Annotated in this window: 19 protein-coding genes, 2 tRNA genes and 1 pseudogene; 17 read left to right on the top strand and 5 right to left on the bottom strand. The window is 60.7% G+C overall.

Annotated elements, in window-relative coordinates; all coding sequences use genetic code 11:
• Positions 1 to 112 precede the first annotated feature (112 nt).
• A complete protein-coding gene (locus QF043_RS26135) occupies positions 113 to 730 on the top strand; it encodes a trimeric intracellular cation channel family protein (RefSeq protein WP_170039141.1) in 618 nt (205 codons plus the stop codon).
• Here QF043_RS26135 and queG read toward each other — a convergent pair.
• Entirely contained in the window at positions 727 to 1,791 is a 1,065-nt protein-coding gene (gene queG / locus QF043_RS26130) for a tRNA epoxyqueuosine(34) reductase QueG (RefSeq protein WP_307420698.1), read from the bottom strand. The genes QF043_RS26135 and queG overlap by 4 nt on opposite strands.
• A gap of 63 nt (positions 1,792 to 1,854) precedes the next feature.
• On the opposite strand from queG, the gene QF043_RS26125 reads away from it, so the two are divergent.
• The 12 genes from QF043_RS26125 to QF043_RS26070 all read left to right on the top strand — a co-directional run bounded on the left by QF043_RS26125 (position 1,855) and on the right by QF043_RS26070 (position 16,203).
• The gene (locus QF043_RS26125; RefSeq protein ID WP_307420697.1) at positions 1,855 to 2,715 is read left to right on the top strand and encodes an NAD(P)H-hydrate dehydratase; all 861 of its coding nucleotides are present in this window, start codon (positions 1,855 to 1,857) and stop codon (positions 2,713 to 2,715) included.
• Positions 2,703 to 3,173, top strand: coding sequence for a tRNA (adenosine(37)-N6)-threonylcarbamoyltransferase complex ATPase subunit type 1 TsaE (gene tsaE / locus QF043_RS26120; protein WP_307420696.1), 471 nt, complete (start codon positions 2,703 to 2,705; stop codon positions 3,171 to 3,173). Before QF043_RS26125 ends, tsaE begins: the two co-directional genes overlap by 13 nt.
• 17 nt (positions 3,174 to 3,190) lie before the next feature.
• Positions 3,191 to 4,612 carry an N-acetylmuramoyl-L-alanine amidase gene (locus QF043_RS26115; RefSeq protein ID WP_099487906.1) on the top strand — a complete coding sequence of 474 codons (1,422 nt, stop codon included), beginning with the start codon at positions 3,191 to 3,193 and terminating at the stop codon, positions 4,610 to 4,612.
• Complete coding sequence (gene mutL, locus QF043_RS26110; RefSeq protein WP_058422430.1) at positions 4,612 to 6,525, top strand: DNA mismatch repair endonuclease MutL; 1,914 nt, start codon at positions 4,612 to 4,614, stop codon at positions 6,523 to 6,525. The genes QF043_RS26115 and mutL overlap by 1 nt, the downstream gene beginning before the upstream one ends.
• Positions 6,525 to 7,496: a tRNA (adenosine(37)-N6)-dimethylallyltransferase MiaA gene (miaA, locus tag QF043_RS26105; RefSeq protein ID WP_307420695.1), complete on the top strand. Its 972-nt coding sequence runs from the start codon at positions 6,525 to 6,527 to the stop codon at positions 7,494 to 7,496. Before mutL ends, miaA begins: the two co-directional genes overlap by 1 nt.
• 93 nt (positions 7,497 to 7,589) lie before the next feature.
• Positions 7,590 to 7,850, top strand: a complete 261-nt coding sequence (hfq, locus tag QF043_RS26100; RefSeq protein ID WP_003188059.1) for an RNA chaperone Hfq — start codon at positions 7,590 to 7,592, stop codon at positions 7,848 to 7,850.
• 12 nt (positions 7,851 to 7,862) lie between these two features.
• Positions 7,863 to 9,164: a ribosome rescue GTPase HflX gene (hflX, locus tag QF043_RS26095; protein WP_017138462.1), complete on the top strand. Its 1,302-nt coding sequence runs from the start codon at positions 7,863 to 7,865 to the stop codon at positions 9,162 to 9,164.
• A gap of 96 nt (positions 9,165 to 9,260) precedes the next feature.
• Complete coding sequence (gene hflK / locus QF043_RS26090; RefSeq protein WP_307420694.1) at positions 9,261 to 10,439, top strand: FtsH protease activity modulator HflK; 1,179 nt, start codon at positions 9,261 to 9,263, stop codon at positions 10,437 to 10,439.
• The gene (gene hflC / locus QF043_RS26085; protein WP_017138460.1) at positions 10,439 to 11,305 is read left to right on the top strand and encodes a protease modulator HflC; all 867 of its coding nucleotides are present in this window, start codon (positions 10,439 to 10,441) and stop codon (positions 11,303 to 11,305) included. The genes hflK and hflC overlap by 1 nt, the downstream gene beginning before the upstream one ends.
• A 292-nt stretch (positions 11,306 to 11,597) precedes the next feature.
• On the top strand, positions 11,598 to 12,785 hold the full coding sequence (locus QF043_RS26080) for an ATP phosphoribosyltransferase regulatory subunit (protein WP_017138459.1): 1,188 nt from the start codon (positions 11,598 to 11,600) through the stop codon (positions 12,783 to 12,785).
• 54 nt (positions 12,786 to 12,839) lie between these two features.
• Positions 12,840 to 14,129, top strand: coding sequence for an adenylosuccinate synthase (locus QF043_RS26075; protein ID WP_065930676.1), 1,290 nt, complete (start codon positions 12,840 to 12,842; stop codon positions 14,127 to 14,129).
• Positions 14,130 to 14,268: 139 nt separating this feature from the next.
• Positions 14,269 to 16,203, top strand: a complete 1,935-nt coding sequence (locus QF043_RS26070; protein WP_305457311.1) for a methyl-accepting chemotaxis protein — start codon at positions 14,269 to 14,271, stop codon at positions 16,201 to 16,203.
• A 108-nt stretch (positions 16,204 to 16,311) separates the two neighbouring features.
• Here the strand turns inward: QF043_RS26070 and QF043_RS26065 are convergent, their stop codons facing one another.
• The 4 genes from QF043_RS26065 to QF043_RS26050 all read right to left on the bottom strand — a co-directional run bounded on the left by QF043_RS26065 (position 16,312) and on the right by QF043_RS26050 (position 19,361).
• A complete protein-coding gene (locus QF043_RS26065; protein ID WP_305457313.1) occupies positions 16,312 to 17,865 on the bottom strand; it encodes an iron ABC transporter permease in 1,554 nt (517 codons plus the stop codon).
• Positions 17,865 to 18,890: an iron ABC transporter substrate-binding protein gene (locus tag QF043_RS26060; protein ID WP_056860523.1), complete on the bottom strand. Its 1,026-nt coding sequence runs from the start codon at positions 18,888 to 18,890 to the stop codon at positions 17,865 to 17,867. The genes QF043_RS26065 and QF043_RS26060 overlap by 1 nt, the downstream gene beginning before the upstream one ends.
• A 144-nt stretch (positions 18,891 to 19,034) precedes the next feature.
• A tRNA-Leu gene (locus QF043_RS26055) sits at positions 19,035 to 19,121 on the bottom strand.
• 153 nt (positions 19,122 to 19,274) lie between these two features.
• Positions 19,275 to 19,361, bottom strand: a tRNA-Leu gene (locus QF043_RS26050).
• Positions 19,362 to 19,585: 224 nt separating this feature from the next.
• Here QF043_RS26050 and rnr point away from each other — a divergent pair.
• The 4 genes and pseudogenes from rnr (at position 19,586) to rpsR (ending at position 23,985) form a co-directional block, all read left to right on the top strand.
• The gene (rnr, locus tag QF043_RS26045) at positions 19,586 to 22,222 is read left to right on the top strand and encodes a ribonuclease R (protein WP_307420692.1); all 2,637 of its coding nucleotides are present in this window, start codon (positions 19,586 to 19,588) and stop codon (positions 22,220 to 22,222) included.
• Positions 22,219 to 22,974 carry a 23S rRNA (guanosine(2251)-2'-O)-methyltransferase RlmB gene (gene rlmB / locus QF043_RS26040; RefSeq protein WP_058422435.1) on the top strand — a complete coding sequence of 252 codons (756 nt, stop codon included), beginning with the start codon at positions 22,219 to 22,221 and terminating at the stop codon, positions 22,972 to 22,974. The genes rnr and rlmB overlap by 4 nt, the downstream gene beginning before the upstream one ends.
• Positions 22,975 to 23,302: 328 nt before the next feature.
• Complete coding sequence (rpsF, locus tag QF043_RS26035; protein WP_003217491.1) at positions 23,303 to 23,725, top strand: 30S ribosomal protein S6; 423 nt, start codon at positions 23,303 to 23,305, stop codon at positions 23,723 to 23,725.
• A 28-nt stretch (positions 23,726 to 23,753) separates the two neighbouring features.
• Positions 23,754 to 23,985, top strand: a pseudogene (gene rpsR, locus QF043_RS26030) (30S ribosomal protein S18).
• The last annotated feature ends 32 nt before the right edge of the window (positions 23,986 to 24,017 follow it).

The following is a 24,017-nucleotide window of genomic DNA, read 5'->3' as shown; positions in this document are numbered from 1 at the left end:
AAATGTGGGAGCTGGCTTGCCTGCGATGCTGTCGACATGGTCTTTCGCCATGCGCCCCCTTTTGGTGCCATCACCCAATGATTAGAATGCGCGCCTATTCGCAAGGATCGCCATCATGCTGTTGATGCTCTACCTCGTCGCCATCACCGCCGAAGCCATGACCGGCGCGCTGTCTGCCGGGCGCCGTGGCATGGACTGGTTTGGCGTAGTGCTGATCGCCTGCGTCACCGCACTGGGCGGTGGTTCGGTGCGCGATGTGCTGCTGGGGCATTACCCGCTGACCTGGGTCAAACACCCGGAATACCTGGTGTTGACCTCCATCGCAGCACTGGTGACGATCTTTATCGCGCCGCTGATGCGCCGCTTGCGCTCGCTGTTTCTGGCGCTGGATGCCTTGGGCTTGGTGGCGTTTACCCTGATCGGCTGCATGACTGCGTTGGAGATGGGCCACGGCATGTTGGTGGCTTCGGTCAGCGGCGTGATCACGGGCGTATTCGGCGGCATCCTGCGCGATATCTTCTGTAACGACATCCCGCTGATCTTTCGCCGCGAGCTGTACGCCAGCGTGTCGTTTCTCGCTGCCTGGTTCTACATGCTGTGCCTGTATCTGCAACTGCCCAGCGAGCAGGCGATTCTGCTGACGCTATTCAGCGGTTTTCTGCTGCGCCTGCTGGCGATCCGTTTTCACTGGGAAATGCCCAAATTCGTCTACAACGACGACGTGCACTAGCGCGTAGCGTGCTGGTTCAGCGCCCATTCCACATGTTCGCGCACCAGTTCGGACGGGTAATCGCGACGTGCTTTCAAGGCTTCGAGCACCGGAATGCTTGATGGCGCATTGCCCAGGCCCACTGCCAGGTTGCGCAGCCAGCGCTCATAACCGGCGCGACGCAGGGGCGAGCCTTCGGTGCTGCTGAGGAATTTATCCTCGTCCCACATAAACAATTCGGCCAGTTCTGCGTTATCCAGATTGTGCCGTGGCTTGAAATCGCTTTCGGCAGTGGGTCGGGCGAAACGATTCCACGGGCAAACGATCTGACAGTCATCGCAGCCGAATACCCGATTGCCGATCAGTGGGCGCAGGTCCTGGGGGATCGCGCTCTTGAGTTCGATGGTCAGGTAGGAAATGCAGCGCCGCGCGTCGAGCACATAAGGGCCGACGAAGGCATTGGTGGGGCAGATATCCAGGCAGGCGGTGCAGCGGCCGCAATGCTCGGTGGCGTGGGGCGCGTCCACCGGCAAGGGCAAATCGACAAACAGTTCGCTCAAAAAGAAATAGCTGCCGGCCTTGCGATTGAGCACCAGGGTGTTTTTGCCGATCCAGCCCAGGCCGGCTTGTTCGGCAATGGCTTTTTCCAAAACGGGCGCGCTGTCGACAAAGGCGCGAAAGCCAAACGGGCCGATCTGTGCCTGGATGCGGTCGGCCAGTTGCTGCACGCGCTTGCGGATCAGCTTGTGGTAATCGCGGCCCAGGGCGTAACGGGAGATGTAGGCTTTTTCTGGCTTGGCCAGCAACTGCGCCATTTGTGTGTCGCCTGGCAGATAATCCATGCGCAGCGACACCACGCGCAGCGTGCCCGGCACCAGTTCATCGGGGTGCGAGCGTTTGCTGCCATGGGCGCCCATGTAGTCCATCTCGCCGTGGTAGCCCGCGTCGAGCCAGCGTTGCAGGTGCTGCTCATGCTCGGCCAGGTCCAGGCCGCTGATGCCGACTTGTTGAAAGCCCAGCTCGCGGCCCCAGTCTTTGATCGATTGGGCGAGGGCGGGCAGATCGGAGGTAATTGCGGGCATGAGACACGGGAAACCACAGGTTAGATGCGTATAATTCTGCCAGACATCGGAGCTTGAAGACGCATGCCGCAGACAAAACACACAATTACCGACGTACAGCCGCTGTTGCACGGCCATTTGCCGCAACTGGCTGCACGTTCCCCGGACGCCCATAAAGGCCAGTTCGGCCACCTGCTGGTCATCGGCGGCGACCATGGCTTTGGCGGTGCTGCGCTGTTGAGTGCCGAAAGCGCTCTGCGCAGCGGCGCCGGCATGGTTTCGTTGGCGACTCGCACGGAACACGTGCCAGCCGCACTCGCGCGCTTGCCGGAAGTCATGACCGTCGGCGTCAGTTCGGCCAACCAGTTGATGGGGTTGCTGGAAAAAATTTCGGTGATCGTTATCGGTCCCGGCCTGGGTGCAGCGTCCTGGGGCAAAAGCCTGCTGTCTGTTGCCGCCAACGCCCGGCAGCCGCAGGTCTGGGATGCCGATGCCTTGAACCAGCTGGCCGCAGGCGGTGTAAACCTGCCCGCCAACAGCGTAATCACGCCGCATCCCGGTGAGGCGGCGCGGTTGATGGGCATCACGACAGCCGAGGTTCAGGCCGATCGCCTTAACGTGGCGCGCGCTTTAAGCCAGAAATTCAATGCAGTGGCTATCCTCAAGGGTGCTGGCAGTTTGATTGCCAGCCCGGACGGCCGTGTTTCGCGCTGTGACCAAGGCCACCCGGCAATGGCGACGGCCGGTTTGGGTGATGTGCTGAGCGGCTTGGTGGGCGCCTTGCTGGCCCAAGGCATGCCTGCCTATGAGGCAAGTTGCCTGGCCGTGTGGTTGCACGCTACGGCAGGGGATCGCCAAGGCACTTATGGTCGCGGCCTGGCCGCCAGCGACCTGATACCCGCCATTCGTCAATTGCTGGAGGAGCAGTCGCCGTGTCTGAAGTAAGCCTTTTTCTGGCTGATGAAGGCGCCATGGTCGCGTTGGGTCAGCGTATTGCACAGGTTACGGCCGGCGTGGGACTGATTTTCCTTGAGGGCGACCTGGGCGCGGGCAAAACCACGCTGTCGCGGGGAATTATTCGTGGGCTGGGCCACACGGGCGCAGTAAAAAGCCCGACGTTCACCTTGGTCGAACCCTACGAGATCGGCACGGTTCGCGCCTTCCACTTCGACCTGTATCGGCTGGTCGACCCCGAAGAGCTGGAGTACATGGGCATCCGTGATTACTTCGATGAAGATGCACTGTGCCTGATCGAGTGGCCAGATAAAGGCACAGGCTTTTTGCCAAAGCCGGACCTGACCATTACCATTACGCCGCATGAGCATGGACGTCAGCTGAAGTTGTTGCCCCAGAGTACGCGCGGCCAGTCTTGGTGCGCGGCCCTGGCATTGGAATTCAAATAAAATTGGTGGGGTTAGGTATGCGCTTTCGCGCGATGGTTGCTGTCGTAGGGGTGTTGCTTGCGGCAATGACTTTCAATGCTCTGGCTGCTTCACAGGTGAAAAGTGTTCGCCTGTGGCGAGCGCCGGATAACACGCGACTGGTGTTCGACCTGTCTGGCCCGGTCCAGCACAGCGTCTTTACCCTGACGGCGCCCGATCGCCTGGTGATCGACATCAACGGCGCCACCCTGGGCGCGCCGCTGAAAGTATCCACCGCTAATACCCCGATCACCTCGATGCGCTCGGCCCAGCGCACGCCGACGGACCTGCGTGTGGTCATCGACCTGAAAAAGGCCGTGACCCCGAAAAGCTTTGTCCTGGCACCTAACGCCCAATACGGCAATCGATTGGTGGTCGACCTGTTCGACAACGCCGCCGATGCCAACCCGCCGCCAGCGCCGCCGCCGAGTGTTGCGACGGTGCCGGCCGTGCCGGTCAACCCGTCGCAGCCGCAGGTCAAGTTGCCGCCACCACCACCGGCGCCTGCGGGCAAGCGCGACATTATCGTGGTGATCGACGCCGGTCACGGCGGTGAAGACCCGGGCGCTTCCGGCTCGCGCGGCCAGCATGAAAAAGACGTGGTACTGGCTATCGCCCGTGAACTGCAGCGCCAGGTTAACGGCATGAAAGGCTATCGCGCCGAGCTGACCCGTACCGGTGACTACTTCATCCCGCTGCGTGGCCGTACCGAAATCGCCCGCAAGAAGGGCGCCGACCTGTTTGTGTCGATCCACGCCGACGCCGCACCGTCGACCGCGGCCTTCGGTGCCTCGGTGTTTGCCTTGTCCGATCGTGGCGCTACGTCCGAAACCGCACGCTGGCTGGCGGACAGTGAAAACCGTTCCGACTTGATCGGCGGGGCCGGCAACGTGTCCCTCGACGACAAGGACAAAATGCTCGCCGGTGTGCTGCTCGACCTGTCGATGACCGCTTCGCTGACGTCCAGCTTGAACGTCGGCCAAAAAGTCCTCAGCAACATTGGCCGCGTGACGTCCCTGCACAAGCAGCGCGTGGAGCAGGCCGGGTTCATGGTGTTGAAGTCGCCGGATATCCCGTCGATCCTGGTGGAAACCGGGTTTATTTCCAACTCCAACGAAGCCTCGAAACTGGCCAGCGCCAGCCACCAGCAGGCATTGGCGCGTTCGATCAGCGCCGGTATTCGCCAATTCTTCCAGCAGAACCCGCCGCCGGGCACCTACATTGCCTGGCTGCGTGATTCCGGCAAAATCGCCCAGGGCCCGCGTGACCATCGCGTGCAGCCTGGTGACACCCTGGCCATGCTGGCCGTGCGTTTCCAGGTATCGGCCGCGACCTTGCGCAGCGCCAATAACCTGAAGACCGATGAGTTGAAAGTTGGCCAGGTGTTGACCATCCCTGGCACTGAATTGGCGGCGCAGTAATGAGCGAATCCTTATTGAACAGCGGCTCGCGTATCGAGCTGCTCAGCCCGCGCCTCGCCAACCAGATTGCGGCAGGTGAGGTGGTTGAGCGCCCGGCGTCGGTGATCAAGGAGTTGCTGGAAAACAGCATCGACTCCGGCGCCAAGCGCATTGATGTCGACGTGGAGCAAGGTGGGGTCAAGCTGCTGCGGGTGCGTGACGACGGCAGCGGCATCTCTTCGGACGACCTGCCGCTGGCCCTCGCTCGGCACGCCACCAGCAAGATTCGCGACCTCGAAGACCTCGAGCGGGTGATGAGCCTGGGTTTTCGCGGTGAGGCATTGGCGTCCATCAGCTCCGTGGCGCGCCTGACCCTGACTTCGCGCACCCGCAGCGCCGAGCAGGCCTGGCAGGTGGAAACCGAAGGCCGTGATATGGCGCCTCGTGTGCAGCCGGCCGCGCACCCGGTGGGCACGTCGGTTGAAGTTCGCGACCTGTTTTTCAACACGCCAGCGCGACGCAAATTCCTCAAGGCCGAAAAAACCGAATTCGATCACCTGCAAGAAGTCATCAAGCGTCTGGCCTTGGCGCGCTTTGATGTGGCGTTCCATTTACGCCACAACGGCAAGACCATCCTCAGCCTGCACGAAGCCCACGACGACGCCGCGCGCGCTCGGCGTGTATCTGCGATTTGCGGAGCGGGTTTCCTGGAGCAGGCGCTGCCGATTGAAATCGAGCGCAATGGCTTGCGCCTGTGGGGCTGGGTGGGTTTGCCGACCTTCTCCCGCAGTCAGGCGGACTTGCAGTACTTCTTCGTGAATGGCCGCGCGGTACGCGACAAACTGGTGGCCCACGCGGTGCGCCAGGCGTATCGCGATGTGCTGTTCAATGGGCGGCACCCGACGTTTGTGCTGTTCTTTGAAGTCGACCCGTCGGTGGTCGACGTCAACGTGCACCCGACCAAGCACGAAGTGCGTTTCCGCGACGGGCGCATGGTGCATGACTTCCTCTATGGCACGCTGCACCGCGCCTTGGGCGATGTGCGCCCGGATGATCAACTGTCTGCGCCGATCGTGACGGCGGTGGTAAGGCCGAGCGGTCCGGAGGCTGGCGAGTTCGGGCCTCAGGGCGAAATGAGCCTGGCGGCCAACCTGCTGCAATCGCCGCAGCCGCAGCCTTCCTATACGGCGCCGGGTTCCGGTTCGGGCGCGGGGTACCAGTACCAATACACGCCACGCCCGCAATCGACAGTGCCGGTGGCTGAGGCTCAGGCCGCTTATCGCGAGTTTTTTGCCCCGCTGCCGGGTGCCGAGCCCGGCGCGGTGGCGTTGCCCGAAGGTGGCGGTGATATTCCGCCGCTGGGTTATGCGCTGGCGCAGCTCAAGGGCATTTATATCCTGTCCGAAAACGCCCACGGCCTGGTGCTGGTGGACATGCACGCCGCCCACGAGCGAATCATGTACGAGCGATTGAAGATCGCCATGGCCAGTGAAGGTCTGAGCGGCCAGCCGTTGTTGGTGCCGGAGTCCCTGGCGGTGAGCCAGCGTGAAGCCGATTGCGCCGAGGAACACCACAGCGTATTCCAGAAGCTGGGTTTCGAACTGCAACGCCTGGGCCCGGAAACCCTGGCTATTCGCCAGATTCCCGCGCTGCTCAAGCAAGCCGAAGCCAACCGCCTGGTCGCCGACGTACTGGCCGACCTGATGGAATACGGCACCAGCGACCGCATCCAGGCACATATCAACGAACTGCTCGGTACCATGGCCTGCCACGGTGCAATCCGCGCCAACCGCCGCCTGGCGTTGCCGGAAATGAACGGTTTGCTGCGCGACATGGAGAACACCGAGCGCAGCGGGCAATGCAACCATGGCCGACCGACCTGGACCCAAATGGGCCTGGATGACTTGGACAAACTGTTTTTGCGCGGCCGTTGATGAGCGCCTTGCCCCCCGCCATCTTCCTGATGGGCCCTACGGCCGCCGGCAAGACCGACCTGGCCATCGAGCTGACCAAAGTGCTGCCCTGCGAGCTGATCAGCGTCGACTCTGCCCTGGTTTACCGGGACATGGACATCGGCACGGCCAAGCCTTCAAAAGAACTGTTGGCCCAGTATCCGCACCGGTTGATTGACATCATCGACCCGGCCGAGAGCTATTCCGCCGCCGATTTCCGTACCGATGCCCTGGCCGCCATGGCCGAAATCACCGCGCGGGGCAATATTCCGCTGCTGGTGGGCGGTACGATGCTCTATTACAAGGCTTTGCAGGAAGGCTTGGCGGATATGCCAGCGGCCGACGCCCAGGTGCGCGGCGAAATTGAAGAAGAGGCTGCACGCCTTGGCTGGCAAGTCCTGCACGACCAGTTGGCGGCAGTCGACCCGGTTTCCGCTGCGCGCATTCACCCCAATGACCCCCAGCGCCTCAGTCGCGCCCTGGAAGTTTGGCGGGTGAGTGGCCAGACCATGACTGAACACAGGCTGAAACAAACTGCGCAAAGTGCTGACGCAGGCGCATCTGGACAGTCACAATTGCCCTATACTGTGGCGAACCTGGCCATTGCTCCGGCAAATCGCCAGGTGTTGCATGAACGAATTGCACAAAGATTCACAATTATGTTGGAACAGGGGTTTGTGGACGAGGTCGTAGCACTGCGTTCCAGAGGTGACCTGCATGCCGGGTTGCCTTCGATACGTGCTGTTGGCTACCGCCAAGTCTGGGAACACCTGGATGGCAAGCTGACGTCAGCCGAAATGCAGGAGCGCGGCATCATTGCCACGCGCCAATTGGCGAAGCGCCAGTTCACCTGGCTGCGCAGCTGGAGCGATTTGCACTGGTTGGACAGCCTGGACAGCGACAATCTGTCACGCGCCTTGAAATACTTGGGATCGGTCTCCATATTGAGCTGAGTCCTTGCAATTGCCGTCTATCCTTGGGGGTGTGACGGCCATGAGCTATCTATTTTCCGAATTTTATTATTGATCCTTAAAGGAGTGCGGCACATGTCAAAAGGGCATTCGCTACAAGACCCTTACTTGAATACTTTACGTAAAGAGAAAGTTGGGGTTTCCATCTACCTGGTCAACGGTATCAAGCTGCAAGGCACGATCGAGTCGTTCGACCAGTTCGTGATCCTGCTGAAAAACACCGTCAGCCAGATGGTTTACAAGCACGCTATCTCGACAGTCGTTCCAGTTCGTCCAATCCGTCTGCCTAGCGCAGCAGGTGATGAACAGGGTGACGCTGAGCCAGGTAACGCCTGATAGGAGTCTCCTTTGTTCTTTGAGCGCCACGGTGGTGGTGAGCGAGTAATCCTCGTTCACTTGGATGGACAGGACCCTGAGGCGCGCGAAGATCCGCAGGAGTTTCAGGAGTTGGCAAATTCGGCCGGCGCCGAGACCGTTGCGTTTTTTAACGTACCGCGTCATCGGCCAACCGCCAAATACCTGATTGGCAGCGGCAAGGTCGAGGAATTGCGCGACCTGGTTCACGCCGAAGAAGCCGATCTGGTGATCTTCAATCACACCCTTACGCCCAGTCAGGAACGTAACCTCGAACGTGTTTTCGAGTGTCGCGTGATCGACCGCACCGGTCTGATTCTCGATATTTTCGCCCAGCGCGCCCGTACCCATGAAGGCAAGCTCCAGGTAGAACTGGCCCAGCTTGACCACATGAGCACCCGGCTGGTGCGTGGCTGGACTCACCTTGAGCGTCAGGGTGGTGGCATCGGCATGCGCGGCCCCGGTGAGACCCAGCTGGAAACCGACCGTCGTCTGCTGCGGGTGCGCCTGCGCCAGATCAAGGGCCGCCTGGAAAAAGTACGCAGCCAGCGCGAACAATCACGCCGTGGTCGCTCGCGTGCGGATATCCCTACCGTGTCCCTGGTGGGCTATACCAACGCCGGCAAATCCACGCTGTTCAACAACGTGACGAAATCGGACGTGTACGCGGCCGACCAACTGTTCGCCACCCTCGACCCGACCCTGCGCCGTCTGGACATCGACGACCTGGGGCCGATTGTCTTGGCCGACACCGTAGGTTTCATTCGTCATCTGCCCCACAAGCTGGTCGAAGCATTTCGGTCTACGCTCGAAGAGTCGAGCAATTCCGACCTGCTGTTGCACGTGATCGATGCGGCCGAACCGGATCGCATGTTGCAGATCGAGCAGGTGATGGTGGTGCTGGGCGAGATTGGTGCACAAGACTTGCCGATCCTCGAGGTCTATAACAAACTCGATTTGCTTGAGGGTGTCGAGCCGCAAATCCAGCGCGATGAAGACGGCAAGCCCCAGCGGGTTTGGCTGTCGGCACGCGATGGCAGTGGCCTGGAGTTGCTTGAACAGGCGATTGCCGAGTTGCTGGGCAGCGATTTGTTTGTCGGCACCTTGCGCTTGCCGCAACGTTTTGCTCGACTGCGTGCACAGTTTTTCGAACTGGGCGCCGTACAGAAAGAAGAATACGACGAAGAAGGTGTCAGCTTGCTGGCCGTTCGATTGCCGCGCTCGGAGCTGAATCGGCTGGTCAGCCGTGAAGGTGTGGTACCGACAGAGTTCATCGAACAACACACTTTGCAATAAAAGCCTCCGAAAGCGGTTGTGCCGCAGTAGCAGGCATTCTGTAGCATTGGTCGGCGCGCCGTGGGTGCGTCTTTGCTTTATCAGATGGAGAGCGCTATGGCTTGGAATGAGCCGGGTGGCAACTCGAATAATCAGGATCCTTGGGGTGGTAAACGCCGCAATAATGGCGACCGCAAGGGGCCACCAGATCTCGACGAGGCCTTCCGAAAGCTGCAGGAAAGCCTGAATGGGTTGTTCGGTGGTGGAAAAAAACGTGGTGGCGGTGACGACGGCGGTCGCACAAGCAGGGGCGGCGGCTATGGCCTGCTGGGCCTCGGGCTTGTCGTGCTCGCAGCCGTGTGGCTGTACAGCGCTGTGTACGTAGTCGACGAGCAGGAGCAAGCCGTGGTGCTGCGCTTCGGCAAGTACTACGAGACTGTCGGACCGGGCCTGAACATCTATTTCCCGCCGATCGACAAGAAGTACATGGAGAACGTCACGCGTGAGCGTGCCTACACCAAGCAGGGCCAGATGCTGACCGAAGACGAGAACATCGTCGAAGTGCCGCTGACCGTGCAGTACAAGATCAGCAACCTGCAGGATTTCGTGCTGAACGTTGATCAGCCGGAAATCAGCCTGCAACACGCTACCGAAAGCGCCCTGCGCCACGTGGTGGGTTCCACCGCCATGGACCAGGTGCTGACCGAAGGTCGTGAATTGATGGCCAGCGAAATCAAGGAGCGCCTGCAACGGTTCCTCGATACCTATCGCACCGGCATCACGGTGACTCAGGTGAACGTACAAAGCGCAGCTGCACCGCGCGAAGTGCAGGAAGCCTTTGATGACGTGATCCGCGCCCGTGAAGACGAGCAGCGTTCGCGCAACCAGGCTGAAACCTACGCCAACGGCGTCGTGCCGGAAGCCCGTGGTCAGGCCCAGCGTATCCTTGAAGATGCCAACGGTTACCGCGACGAAGTGGTCTCCCGCGCCAAGGGTGAGGCTGACCGCTTCACCAAACTGGTTGCCGAGTACCGCAAGGCTCCGGAAGTCACGCGTGAGCGTCTGTACCTGGACACCATGCAGGAAGTCTTCAGCAACACGAGCAAGGTTCTCGTGACCGGCAGCAAAGGTGGGCAGAACAACCTGCTGTACCTGCCGCTGGACAAGATGATCGAAGGTGGTCGTAGCGGCACCAGCGCACCGTCCAGCAGCTCGAATGCCGCCGCCAACGAAGCGAGCGCCCGTGCAGCCGCTGACTTGCTGCAACAGCAAACACGTACCAGGGAGAGTCGTTGATGAGCAATAAATCGCTGACCGCCCTGATTGTGGGCGTCGTCGTGGTCATCGCTGCCTGGAACTGCTTCTACATCGTGTCTCAGACCGAGCGCGCGGTGTTGCTGCAATTCGGTCGTGTGGTGCAGGCGGATGTCCAGCCGGGCCTGCATGTGAAAGTCCCCTACGTGAACCAGGTGCGCAAGTTCGACGGCCGCCTGATGACCCTGGATGCACCGACGCAACGCTTCCTGACCCTGGAAAAGAAAGCCGTGATGGTTGACGCCTACGCCAAGTGGCGCGTCAAGGATGCCGAGCGCTTCTACACCGCGACTTCCGGCCTCAAGCAGATTGCCGACGAGCGTTTGTCGCGCCGTCTGGAATCGGGCCTGCGTGACCAGTTTGGTAAGCGCACCCTGCACGAGGTGGTATCCGGTGAACGTGATGCGCTGATGGCTGACATCACCCGTTCGCTGAACACGATGGCAGAAAAAGAGCTGGGCATCGAAGTAGTCGATGTTCGGGTCAAGGCCATCGACCTGCCGAAGGAAGTGAACCGCAGCGTGTTCGAACGTATGAGCACTGAGCGTGAGCGTGAAGCCCGTGAGCATCGCGCCAAAGGTAACGAGTTGGCTGAAGGTATCCGTGCGGATGCCGATCGTCAGCGCCGTGTACTGCTGGCAGAGGCTTATCGCGAGTCTGAAGAGGCCCGTGGTGACGGCGACGCCCAAGCTGCGGCGATCTACGCCAAGGCTTACGGCCAGGACCAGGAGTTCTACGCGTTCTACCGTAGCCTGCGTGCCTACCGTGAAAGCTTCGCGAACAAAACTGACGTCATGGTGCTGGACCCAAGCAGCGACTTCTTCCGCTACCTGGAAAAGTCCAAGTAACCAAGCCTGTGACTTTAGGGCGCACTCCGTCGGGCGGCTAAAATGCCTGGCGGGGTGATCCTTTCAGAAAACGGGTGTATGATGCGGCAGCCGGGAAATTCCCGGCTTTTTTGCGTCTGCATGTTTGATTCGGCAGGCGCCACAGGTTTTTCGAGGAAAGTGCCCGACGAGGCCGCTGGCAGGCCGTTCGTCACGTCGCTCTTGCGCGTGGATTATGCAAAGCGTGGGTATTTTCTGCTTCACTCAAGGCTCGGCCGAGGGCTGGCCGCCCGGATCATAGGGGAATGGCGTAATGGCAACGGTAGACCGCTGGCTGCTGCCAGATGGCATCGAAGAAGTACTGCCACCAGAGGCTGCGCGCATTGAAGTAGCGCGTCGCCAGGTGTTGGATCTGTTCCAGAGCTGGGGTTACGAGTTTGTCGTGACCCCCCATATCGAGTACCTGGAATCCCTGCTGACCGGCGCGGGCCAGGACCTGGATCTGCGCACCTTCAAGGTCATTGACCCGCAATCGGGCCGGCAAATGGGTTTCCGTGCCGACATCACGCCGCAAGTGGCGCGCATTGATGCGCACACCCTGCGCCGCGAAGGCCCGAGCCGCCTGTGCTACGCCGGCAGCGTGCTGCATGCTCAGCCGCGTGCGTTGTCATCGTCGCGCAGCCCGATCCAGTTGGGCGCCGAGTTGTACGGTGATGCCAGCCCGAGCAGCGACGTTGAAGTGATCAGCCTGATGCTGGCTATGCTGCAACTGGCCGATGTGCCGGATGTACACATGGATCTGGGTCACGTGGGTATCTATCGTGGCCTGGCCCGTGCAGCCGGTTTGTCCGGTGAAGTGGAGCAACAGTTGTTCGATGCCTTGCAGCGCAAGGCGATCGATGAAGTGATCGCCCTGACCGCAGGCGTGCCTGCGGACCTGGCCGACATGCTGCGTGCACTGGTGAACCTGTGCGGCGGTCGTGAAGTGCTGGTGGCTGCCCGTGAGCGCCTGGCCAATGCGCCGGCGCCGGTCCTGGCTGCGCTGGATGATGTGTTCGCGATTGCCGAGCAATTGTCGGCGCGCTTCCCTGAGTTGCCGCTGTATTTCGACCTGGGTGAGTTGCGCGGTTACCACTACCACACCGGTGTGGTGTTCGCCGTCTTTGTACCGGGTGTTGGCCAGGCCATCGCCCAAGGCGGTCGTTATGACGATATCGGCGCCGACTTCGGTCGTGCCCGTCCGGCGACTGGCTTTTCTACCGATTTGAAAACCCTGGTGACCCTGGGGCGTGCTGAGGTCGAGCTGCCGTCTGGTGGCATCTGGATGCCCGACAGTACGGACGCAGCACTCTGGCAGCAGGTTTGCCAGTTGCGCAGTGAGGGTCAGCGTGTCGTCCAGGCTTTGCCTGGGCAGCCATTGGCCGCCGCCCGTGAAGCGGACTGCGACCGGCAATTGATTCTGCAGAACGGGCTTTGGCAAGTATCGCCACTGGCTTCTTGAGTTTTCCTGCCGGCCATCGCCGGCACCAAGTTTGCGCGAATGAGGACAAGTGTTATGGGTAAGAATGTCGTAGTCCTGGGCACCCAATGGGGTGATGAGGGCAAAGGCAAGATCGTTGATCTGCTGACCGAACATGCTGCCGCCGTAGTGCGCTACCAAGGTGGCCACAACGCTGGCCACACCCTGGTCATCGATGGCGAAAAAACCGTCTTGCACCTGATCCCGTCGGGCGTGCTGCGCGAAGGCGTGCAGTGCCTGATCGGCAACGGCGTAGTGGTTGCACCTGACGCCCTGTTGCGTGAGATCACCAAGCTGGAAGAGAAAGGCGTACCGGTGCGCGAGCGCCTGCGTATCAGCCCATCCTGCCCGCTGATCCTGTCCTTCCACGTTGCGCTGGACCAGGCCCGTGAAAAGGCGCGTGGCGAGCTGAAGATCGGTACCACCGGTCGCGGCATCGGCCCAGCGTACGAAGACAAGGTTGCACGTCGTGGCCTGCGTGTGGGCGACCTGCTCAACATGCCGCGCTTTGAAGACAAGCTGCGTGAACTGGTGGATTACCACAACTTCATGCTGGTGGGTTACTACAAAGAGCCGGCCATCGAGTTCGAAAAGACCCTGGCCGAGTGCAAGGAATACGCTGAGCTGCTCAAGCCGCTGATGCTGGACGTGACGGCCGAGCTGCACGACCTGCGTCGCGCCGGCAAAGACATCATGTTCGAAGGCGCCCAGGGTTCGTTGCTCGACATCGACCACGGTACCTACCCGTACGTGACCAGCTCCAACACCACCGCTGGCGGCGTTGCGACCGGTTCGGGCGTTGGCCCGATGTTCCTGGACTACATCCTGGGCATCACCAAGGCTTACACCACGCGCGTGGGTTCGGGCCCGTTCCCGACTGAGCTGTTCGACGAAGTTGGCGCGCACCTGGCCAAGCAAGGTCACGAGTTCGGTGCCACCACCGGCCGTGCCCGTCGTTGCGGCTGGTTCGACGCCGTTATCCTGCGCCGCGCTATCGATGTGAACAGCATCTCGGGCATCTGCCTGACCAAGCTGGACGTTCTCGACGGCCTGGAAGCCATCAATATCTGCATCGGCTACAAAGATGCAGACGGCAAGGACGTTGCACCGACCGACGCTGACAGCTACGTCGGCCTGCAGCCTGTGTACGAAGAAGTGCCGGGCTGGACCGAATCGACCGTGGGCGCCAAGACCCTGGAAGAGCTGCCGGCCAACGCCCGTGCATACATCAAGCGTGTTGAAGAGCTGATCGGCGCGCCGATCGACATTATTTCGACAGGCCCGGACCGCAACGAGACCATCGTTCTGCGTCACCCGTTCGCTTAATAAGCTGTTGATGTAAAAAGCAAAGGGCTCCTTCGGGAGCCCTTTTTTGTGGCTGACTGGCAATCGGCACGACCCTTGCTACGGTTCTTTCTTTCGCGGTGCTATCAAATTAATGGCACCCGTGGTGGAGGGATTTACCGTGTCTGCCGTTCTCTCATTGTTACAAAGCCGGCTGTTGCGGCCGGTGTTCGTTACCCTAGGTATCGCTCTTTTGGTGCAAGTGCTGGTGGCCGTTGCCCTGACGCGAAGCACCGTGACGGCGTTGGAAGCGGATTTAAGCAACCGCCTGGGGGCCGACAGCCAGAAACTGTCAGGCGAATTGGCGCAAGCCGGCAAGGAAGTCACCTCGAGCCTGGACAGCTTGTCTTCGAGCACGCGCCAGCGTCTGACCGCGGGGCTTTCCACGCGCCTGCAAGAGGAGCAGAAGCAACTGCGTGCGACCCTGGAAAAAGACCTGCAGGATTCGGCCAATGACATGGCCCAACTGCTGGCGTCGGTGGCGCCCCGCGCCATGTGGGACAGCGACGTGCCGACGTTGTCGGAGTTCGCCCGGCGCGCCCAGCGCAATCCCAACGTGTTGTTCGTGGTGTATGACGACGCGGCTGGCGAGCACCTGACCCGTTACCTCAATCGCGAAAACCCGATCAACCAGGCACTGCTGGACAAGGGCAAGGGCGACCGAGCCTTGGACAAGGTCCTGGATGCGGCTAAAAACGACCCATCGGTGTTCTACGTCGAGGCGTCCATCAGCCCCAACGGCACCGAGATTGGCAAAGTCCGCATGGGCGTTTCGACCAAAGCGGTAGAGGCCGACCTGGCAGCCCTGGACAAGCGCTTTGCTGCCTTGATCGCCAGCAGCGATCAGTTGGTCGGTGACAGCCTCAAGGGCGCCGCCGCCGACAGCGCAGCGGCCATGGGCGCGCGCCTGCAATCGGCGCAAGCCACCGCCACCCAGATGACCGCCAACACCAGCAGCGCCGTACAGGACGCTGCGGGAGCGCTGCGCTGGCGCATCGGTATGGGGCTCGCCATTGTCGGGTTTGGCGTATTGCTGTTGATCGCCATCGTGCTGGGGCGGCGTGTGGTCAATCGGCTGAAGTTGTTGATTGCCGCCATGGACGACCTGGCGGCGGGCGAGGGCGACCTCACCAAGCGTGTGCAGATCAACAGCAAGGACGAAATCGGCGACATGGCCTCGGCGGTCAATCGCTTTGTGGATAAGTTGCAGCCGATCGTGCGTGAGGCGGGCGACGTAGCGCAGCGCACCGGTGTCGAAATCGGCGCCATGACTTTACGCAATGCCGGGGCTGATAAGGCGGCCGGTTTGCAGCGCGACGAAGTTGCCGAAAGCCTGCGCGCGCTTTCGCAAATGGCCGATGAGGCCCAGGCCGAAAGCCATGCGATGCAGGCAGCGTTGCAGCAGGTGGTGGATATTCGCCAGGCCACGGATGAAAACTCACGGACCTCGGCAGAGGTCGGCAGCCTGATCGAGGCGCTCGCGGGGCAAGTGCAGGCCGGTTCCCAGGTGATCGAGCGGTTGGCGCAGCAAAGCGAGCAAATCGAAGTGGTGTTGACGGTGATCCACGGGATTGCCGAGCAGACCAACTTGCTGGCCCTGAACGCGGCGATTGAAGCAGCGCGTGCCGGTGAGACCGGGCGAGGTTTTGCGGTGGTGGCAGACGAAGTGCGGGCGCTGGCAAGTAAAACCCAAAGCTCCACCGGCGACATCCAGGCGCATATCGTTGCATTGCAACAGGGTGCGCGCGAGGCCGTGGAAACCATCAGCAAGGCCGGGCGTCAGGCGAATGAAGGGTTGTTGGTGCTGCGCGACAGTGTGCGCTTGCAGCAGTCGGTGCAGGCTTCGGTGGAGCAGGTGCATGCGGCGATTGGCCTGGCGACGCGTGCGGCCGAGCATCAAGCTCAGGGCGCGCATGCAGTGCGTGGGCGGGTCGAGGTGATCCATGCCCAGGCTGAGCGGGCCGCGCAGGCGGTGGTGGAAACCACGGCCAGTGGCAAGGTGCTGGATGGGTTGGCGGCACAGTTGAAGGCGAGCTTGGGGCAGTTTCGGGCTTAGCGTCGTCTGCACCGGCCTCATCGCAGGCAAGCCAGCTCCCACATTTGACCGAGTTCCAACGTTGGAATGCAATCGAGTGTGGGGGCTGACTTGCCTGCGATAGTGGTCTCAGCGACTCAAATACATCCGCGTCGTCAGCAGGTACACCGGCAACCCCGACACCAGAATCAACAACGCCGCATACGGCGCCGCCGCCGCAAACTCCACATTCGAGGTATGCGCCCACACGGCTGTGGCCAGGGTATTCAACCCTGTGGGGCTGAGCAGCAAAGTCGCCGTCAGCTCCTTCATTGCATCCAGAAACACCAACGCAAACGCCGCCCCCAATGCCGGGAAAATAATCGGCAAGGTTACCCGGCAAAACGCGCTGAATGACGAGGCGCCCAGCGTGCGTGCAGCTTCTTCCAGTTGCGGCGCAGCTTTGTTCAGTGCGGTTCGAATCGGCGCTTGAGCAAGCGGCAGAAACAACAGCGCATAAGCAATCAGCAGCAGCGCCGAGGTCTGATACAGCGCGGGCACGTAATGCAGTGCGAAGTACACCAGCGTCAGCGCAATCACCAGCCCTGGCAGGGCATGCAGCAGATAAGGCAGGCGCTCAGCCCAGATCGCCAACTGGCCTTTGTAGCGCACCACCAGCAGGCCTACCGGCACAGCCAATACCAGACAAAGCGCAGCGCCGCCCAAGGACAATGCCAGCGAAGACATCAATGCCTCGCCAATTTCGGCCACCGGGAATGCCGCCGATGAACCCACCGCCAGCCAATAAGCGAGCATCCCCAACGGAATGCCGCTACCGATGACCGCCAGCGCCAGGCAATACAGCTGGCCCACGGTCGACCATTTGCCCAGCTTCACCTGTTCCGCATGCCGCGCCGCGCCCTGGCCGATGCGCACATGCCGGCCCTTGCCGCGCACCCGCAGCTCCAGCCATAGCAGCGTCAGGCACATCACCAGCAGCACCGCCGAGAGCATCGCGGCATTGGCGTTGCTGAATTCCAGTTCGAACTGTTGGTAGATCGCGGTGGTAAAGGTTTGCAGGCCGATGATCGACAGTGCGCCGAATTCCACCAGCATATGCAGCGCGATCAGCAGCGCTCCGGCCAGCAGCGAAGGCCAGAGCAACGGCAGTGTAATTCGAAAAAATACGCCCCAGCGATTCAGTCCCAGCGTGCGGGCGGACTCTTCAAGGGATGGATCAAGATTGCGCAATGTCGCCGCCACCGGCAGAAACACCAGTGGGTACTTGGACAGGGTCATCACCAGGATCGCCCCGCCCAGGCCCTCGAAGTTGGCGCTCAGCGAGACCCAGGTGAAGCTGCTGACGAACGCAGGCACTGCGAACGGCAGGCACAGGATCACGCCCCAGATGCGCCGCCCCGGCAGGTTGCTGCGCTCCAGTAGCCACGCCAGTGACAGGCCGATTACGCCGCACGCCACGGTCACCCCAACCATCAATGCCAGGGTGTTGCGCAGCAGTCCGAATACATACGGCCGCCACAGCAGATGCACCGCCTCCGCCCAGCCCGCCTGCCAGGCCTTGGTGCCGACATACACCAGCGGCAGCAGGCTCAAGCCCACCAGAAACAGCACGGGCAGCAGCAGCCAGATCGACGGGCGTTTGCGCCGGGGTATGAACCCGGCGGCGGAAAGCGATGGGTTCATCAGTTCAAGCCAACGTCACGTTCCAGGTCCAGGGCTTCTTCGGCATTGCCAAGGTCGGCCGGGGTGACTTTCGGCGGCTGCAGCTCGCTGAACGGCTTGAGGCCACGATTGGATTGCATGCCTTTGCGCAGCGGGTATTCAGCCGAGGTGTTAGTGATCACACGCTGGCCTTCTTCACTGGCCATGAAGGCGAGCAACTGTTGAGCTTCTTTGGGATGTTTGCTGGATTTCAGCGCGGCAGCGGAAGACACGGTGATCAGGCCACCGGCGTCGCCATCGGTGAAGTAGTGCAGTTGCGAATCCAGGTTGGTTTTTTCTTTTTTCAGGGCGAACCAGTAGTAGTTGTTCACCAGCACGGTGGCGACTTCGCCGTTCTCCACGGCTTTGAGGGCGACCATGTTGTTGCTGTAAACCTTGCCGAAGGCGCGCAGGCCGGTCAGCCATTCTTCAGCCGCTTCGCGCCCGTGCAGCTTGATGATGGCTACCGCTTGCTCCTGGAATGCGCCGCTGGTGGGCACAAAGCCGACTTTGCCTTGCCACTCGGGGCCGGCGAAATCGAGCACCGATTTGGGCAGGTCTTTTTCGGCGATCAGTTTGGGGTTGAAGGCCACGACGCGGGTGCGAGCGGTTACGCCCATCCAGTCACCGTTGCTGCCGACGTAATCCTTGGGCAACACGTCCAGCGTGCTCGCATCAATTTTGGCCAGCAGGCCTTGCTCGCCGAGTTTGTTCAGCGGCGGCGACTCTTCGGTGTAGATCACATCGGCAGGGGAGCGCTCGCCTTCTTCCACGACCTGGCTGGCGAGCTGGTTGCTGCTGCCTTTGCGCACGTTGACGTGAATGCCGGTCTTGGCTTCGAAGGCCTTGGCGAGTTCATCGCCGACTTCTTTGTGCTGGCCGTTGTAGAGGGTCAGGGAAACCTTGTCGGCGGAGTAGGCGGTGGGCGAGAGTAGGGTCAAGCCGAGCAGGGTGAGGGTCAGGCCACGCAGAAGGGATGTCTTGAGACGGTTATCGCGGATCATCATCCGAAGTGTTCCTCGCTTGTATGCAACAAATCATTGCAAGGATAAACGATAAAACTTCTCAAGTGCGGACGAGGGGAGAATCCTTGGGGAAGTTTTCAAACCCCGGAAACGAAAAAACCCGCTTTCGCGGGTTTGATCTGAATTTGGTGCCCAGGAGAAGACTCGAACTTCCACGACCTTGCGATCACCAGCACCTGAAGCTGGCGTGTCTACCAATTTCACCACCTGGGCATTATCAACAACGCTTGCGCCGTTGATGGAGCGAACTATACGGAGCGCTTTTAAATCTGTAAACCCCTGATATCAAAAATATAAATCGATATTCTTGTTAAAAATCAAAGGTCTGAAACGAAAAAACCCGCTTTCGCGGGTTTGATCTGAATTTGGTGCCCAGGAGAAGACTCGAACTTCCACGACCTTGCGATCACCAGCACCTGAAGCTGGCGTGTCTACCAATTTCACCACCTGGGCAACATCAACAACGTTGCCGTCGTCGATGGCGCGCACTATACGGAGACGCTTTTGCGCTGTAAAGCCCTGCCATGAAAAAAGCCTGGAAAATTTCGCCAATGGTCATGCAAGGTGCTTTCCGAGGGCGGCAAAGGCCTTTTAAACACTTGTCGACACCTGAAATTTCCCGTTTCAATACGCGTATGCCAAACTAACCCGCATATAGACAAGGTGAAAACTCTCTAATGGCCGATTGGCAGTCCCTCGATCCCGAGGCCGCTCGTGAAGCGGAAAAATATGAAAACCCTATTCCTAGCCGCGAACTGATCCTGGCGCATCTCGCCGATCGTGGTTCGCCTGCTAGCCGCGAGCAGCTGGTTGAAGAGTTCGGTCTGACCACCGAAGACCAGCTCGAAGCCCTGCGCCGCCGTTTGCGTGCCATGGAGCGCGATGCTCAACTGATCTACACCCGTCGTGGCACCTATGCGCCTGTGGATAAGCTCGACTTGATCCTGGGCCGCATCGCCGGCCATCGGGATGGCTTCGGCTTCCTGATCCCGGATGACGGCAGCGACGACCTGTTCATGAGCCCGGCGCAAATGCGCCTGGTATTCGACGGCGACCGTGCCCTGGCGCGCGTTTCCGGTCTGGACCGTCGTGGTCGCCGTGAAGGCGTGATCGTCGAAGTGGTGTCCCGTGCCCACGAGTCCATCGTGGGTCGTTACTTCGAAGAAGGCGGCATCGGCTTTGTGGTGCCGGATAACCCGAAGGTCCAGCAGGAAGTGCTGATCACCCCGGGCCGCAATGGTGCCGCCAAGGTTGGCCAGTTCGTCGAGGTGAAAATCACCCACTGGCCAACGGCGCGCTTCCAGCCACAAGGCGATATTGTTGAAGTGGTCGGCAACTACATGGCGCCGGGCATGGAAATCGACGTTGCGCTGCGCACCTACGATATCCCTCACGTCTGGCCCGAGGCTGTGCTCAAGGAAGCCGCCAAGCTCAAGCCGGAAGTGGAAGATAAAGACAAAGAAAAACGCATCGACCTGCGCCATCTGCCGTTCGTCACTATCGACGGCGAAGATGCCCGCGACTTCGACGATGCGGTCTATTGCGAAGCCAAGCCTGGCAAGCTGCGCCTGTTCTCCGGCGGCTGGAAGTTGTTCGTCGCGATTGCCGACGTGTCCAGCTACGTGAAGATCGGTTCGGCCCTGGACAACGAAGCCCAGGTGCGCGGCAACTCCGTGTACTTCCCTGAGCGCGTGATCCCGATGCTGCCTGAGCAGCTGTCCAACGGCCTGTGCTCCCTGAACCCTAAAGTCGACCGTTTGGCCATGGTGTGCGAGATGACCATCTCCAAAACCGGCGAAATGACCGACTACCAGTTCTACGAAGCGGTGATCCACTCCCAGGCGCGCCTGACCTACAACAAGGTCAGCACCATCCTGGAAGCACCGAAGACCAGCGAAGCCAAGGCCCTGCGTGGCGAATATGCCGACGTCGTGCCGCACCTCAAGCAGCTTTACGCGCTGTACAAGGTGTTGCTGGGCGCACGTCATGTGCGTGGCGCAATCGACTTTGAAACCCAGGAAACCCGGATTGTGTTCGGCTCCGAGCGCAAGATCGCGGCGATTACGCCGACGACGCGTAACGATGCGCACAAGCTGATCGAGGAATGCATGCTGGCGGCCAACGTGGCCACCGCAGAATTCCTGAAAAAGCACGAAATTCCTGCCCTGTACCGCGTGCATGACGGCCCGCCACCGGAGCGCCTGGAAAAACTGCGCGCCTTCCTCGGCGAGCTCGGCCTGTCTCTGCACAAAGGCAAGGACGGCCCGACGCCGAAGGATTACCAGGCGTTGCTGGCCAGCATCAAGGACCGTCCGGATTACCACGTGATCCAGACCGTGATGCTGCGCTCCCTGAGCCAGGCGGTGTACAGCGCTGATAACCAGGGCCACTTCGGCCTGAATTACGAGGCGTACACCCACTTCACTTCGCCGATTCGTCGTTACCCGGACCTGCTCACGCACCGGGCGATTCGCAGTGTGATCCACTCCAAGCAGAACACCCCGCACGTCAAGCGCGCCGGCGCCATGACCATTCCGAAGGCACGGATCTATCCGTACGACGAAGCGGCTCTGGAACAGCTGGGCGAACAGTGCTCGATGAGCGAGCGCCGCGCCGACGAAGCCACTCGCGACGTAGTGAACTGGCTCAAGTGCGAGTTCATGAAAGACCGCGTGGGCGAGTCGTTCCCGGGTGTGATCACCGCCGTGACGGGTTTCGGCCTGTTCGTCGAGCTGACCGACATCTACGTCGAAGGCCTGGTGCACGTCACTGCGCTGCCGGGCGACTACTACCACTTTGACCCTGTGCATCACCGCCTGGCGGGCGAGCGCACCGGTCGCAGCTTCCGTTTGGGCGACACCGTGGAAGTGCAGGTCATGCGCGTCGACCTCGACGAGCGCAAGATCGACTTCGGCATGCCCGACAAGCCGACCGAAACGCCGGCTGGCCGTAAAAAGCGTGGCAGCGAACCGACTGCACCCGCCAGCAAAGGCAAGGGCGCGCCTGCGAAAGCAGCTGCCGCCGAGCCTGCGCCAGCCAAGGCCGGTCGTCGTTCGTCCACCAAGGAAAAGGCCCCTGAGGCCTACCGCCCGAGCGATGCTGCGGCGAAAAACGCCGAAGTGCGCAAGAGCCGTGAGTTGAAGCAGCAGTTGCTCAGCGAAGCCAAAAGCGGTGGTAAAGCGGCGTCTGGGGGAAAGTCCCACGGGGCGGAAAAGCCTTCGAGCAAACCGAGTAAACACCGTAAAGGCCCGCCTAAAGCGGGCTCGGCCCCCGCGAAGAGCGGCGGGTCGCGCAAACCTAAGGCCAAGTCATGAGTCTGGAAAAAATCTACGGCGTGCACGCCGTAGAAGCACTGCTGCGTCATCACCCTAAACGCGTCAAGCAGGTGTGGTTGGCCGAAGGCCGTAGCGAGCCGCGCGTGCAAGCGCTGGTCGAACTGGCCACGCAAAACAAGGTTGCGATCGGTCAGGCCGAGCGCCGTGAGATGGACGTGTGGGTTGAAGGCGTTCACCAGGGCGTGGTTGCGGACGTAAGCCCGAGCCAGGTCTGGGGCGAAGCGATGCTCGACGAGCTGCTCGACCGTACCGAAGGCGCACCGCTGTTGCTGGTGCTGGACGGCGTGACCGACCCGCACAACCTCGGCGCTTGCCTGCGTTCGGCCGATGCTGCCGGTGCGCTGGCGGTGATCGTGCCTAAAGACAAGTCGGCAACCCTGACGCCGGTCGTGCGTAAAGTTGCGTGCGGCGCGGCGGAAGTGATTCCGCTGGTGGCCGTGACCAACCTGGCGCGCACTCTGGAGAAACTCCAGCAGCGCGGCCTGTGGGTCGTGGGCACGGCGGGCGAGGCCGAGGTCAGCATTTATGACCAGGACCTCACCGGCCCGACCATCCTGATTATGGGTGCCGAAGGCAAAGGCATGCGCCGCCTGACCCGCGAGCACTGCGATTACCTGGTGAAACTGCCGATGGCCGGTAGCGTCAGCAGCCTCAACGTGTCGGTTGCCACCGGCGTGTGCCTGTTCGAAGCCCAGCGCCAGCGTGGCGTCAAGGCCAAGAGCAAGAAGTAACCCGATCAAAAATCTGGGGGCCGCGCTTGTGTGGGAGCTGGCTTGCCTGCGATAGCATCACCTCTGTATCACTGATACACCGAGGTGCCTGCATCGCAGGCAAGCCAGCTCCCACAGAATGTCAGCGCCCGCAGTCGTTTCAGGGTGTTTAGGAGATTGTTCAAATAATCACCAATCACCTTGCGCCGTTTCTCCCCCTTCTCTACAATTGCGCCCCTTGCCTTCCTGGCAGGCACTTATGTGCCTCCCTGCGGCAAGATCCATAAGTGTCATTCACTCCTTGTCTGACCGTTTTTGAGCGGCAGGCTACAACCCGTAAGGAGCATTCATGCGTCATTACGAAATCATCTTTTTGGTCCACCCGGATCAAAGCGAGCAAGTCGGCGGCATGGTTGAGCGTTACACCAAGCTGATCGAAGAAGACGGCGGCAAAATCCACCGTCTGGAAGATTGGGGCCGTCGTCAACTGGCCTACGCAATCAACAATGTTCACAAGGCTCACTACGTGATGCTGAACGTTGAGTGCACTGGCAAGGCCCTGGCCGAGCTGGAAGACAACTTCCGCTACAACGATGCAGTGATCCGTAACCTGGTCATCCGTCGCGAAGAAGCCGTTACCGGCCAATCCGAGATGCTCAAGGCTGAAGAAAACCGCAGTGAGCGCCGTGAGCGTCGCGACCGTCCTGAGCACGAAGGCGCTGAAAGCGCTGATAGTGATGACAGCGACAACAGCGATAACGCTGACGAGTAATCCACGGACCTTTTAAGGAGCCTATCAAATGGCACGTTTCTTCCGTCGTCGTAAATTCTGCCGCTTCACCGCTGAAGACGTGAAAGAGATCGATTACAAAGATCTCAACACTCTGAAAGCCTACGTATCCGAGACCGGCAAAATCGTTCCAAGCCGTATCACCGGTACCAAAGCACGTTATCAGCGTCAGCTGGCCACCGCTATCAAGCGCGCCCGCTTCCCTGGCCCTGCTGGCCTACACCGACAGCCACGGCCGCTGAGACCGGGCAGTCGACAAGTAGTAAGGGATTGA

The sequence above is a fragment of the Pseudomonas sp. W3I7 genome (assembly GCF_030816095.1).
In the GTDB taxonomy this organism is placed as follows: Bacteria; Pseudomonadota; Gammaproteobacteria; order Pseudomonadales; family Pseudomonadaceae; genus Aquipseudomonas; species Aquipseudomonas salomonii.
Note: the sequence above shows the minus strand (reverse complement) of the source record. Positions and strands in the feature narration are given on the sequence as shown.

Excerpts from the sequence above, each read along its gene's own strand:
- queG (WP_307420698.1), bottom strand. The coding sequence starts at position 1,791 with ATGCCCGCAATTACCTCCGATCTGCCCGCCCTCGCCCAATCGATCAAA.
- QF043_RS26125 (WP_307420697.1), top strand. The coding sequence starts at position 1,855 with ATGCCGCAGACAAAACACACAATTACCGACGTACAGCCGCTGTTGCAC.
- QF043_RS26115 (WP_099487906.1), top strand. The coding sequence starts at position 3,191 with ATGCGCTTTCGCGCGATGGTTGCTGTCGTAGGGGTGTTGCTTGCGGCA.
- mutL (WP_058422430.1), top strand. The coding sequence starts at position 4,612 with ATGAGCGAATCCTTATTGAACAGCGGCTCGCGTATCGAGCTGCTCAGC.
- miaA (WP_307420695.1), top strand. The coding sequence starts at position 6,525 with ATGAGCGCCTTGCCCCCCGCCATCTTCCTGATGGGCCCTACGGCCGCC.
- hfq (WP_003188059.1), top strand. The coding sequence starts at position 7,590 with ATGTCAAAAGGGCATTCGCTACAAGACCCTTACTTGAATACTTTACGT.
- hflK (WP_307420694.1), top strand. The coding sequence starts at position 9,261 with ATGGCTTGGAATGAGCCGGGTGGCAACTCGAATAATCAGGATCCTTGG.
- hflC (WP_017138460.1), top strand. The coding sequence starts at position 10,439 with ATGAGCAATAAATCGCTGACCGCCCTGATTGTGGGCGTCGTCGTGGTC.
- QF043_RS26080 (WP_017138459.1), top strand. The coding sequence starts at position 11,598 with ATGGCAACGGTAGACCGCTGGCTGCTGCCAGATGGCATCGAAGAAGTA.
- QF043_RS26075 (WP_065930676.1), top strand. The coding sequence starts at position 12,840 with ATGGGTAAGAATGTCGTAGTCCTGGGCACCCAATGGGGTGATGAGGGC.
- QF043_RS26065 (WP_305457313.1), bottom strand. The coding sequence starts at position 17,865 with ATGAACCCATCGCTTTCCGCCGCCGGGTTCATACCCCGGCGCAAACGC.
- QF043_RS26060 (WP_056860523.1), bottom strand. The coding sequence starts at position 18,890 with ATGATGATCCGCGATAACCGTCTCAAGACATCCCTTCTGCGTGGCCTG.
- rnr (WP_307420692.1), top strand. The coding sequence starts at position 19,586 with ATGGCCGATTGGCAGTCCCTCGATCCCGAGGCCGCTCGTGAAGCGGAA.
- rlmB (WP_058422435.1), top strand. The coding sequence starts at position 22,219 with ATGAGTCTGGAAAAAATCTACGGCGTGCACGCCGTAGAAGCACTGCTG.
- rpsF (WP_003217491.1), top strand. The coding sequence starts at position 23,303 with ATGCGTCATTACGAAATCATCTTTTTGGTCCACCCGGATCAAAGCGAG.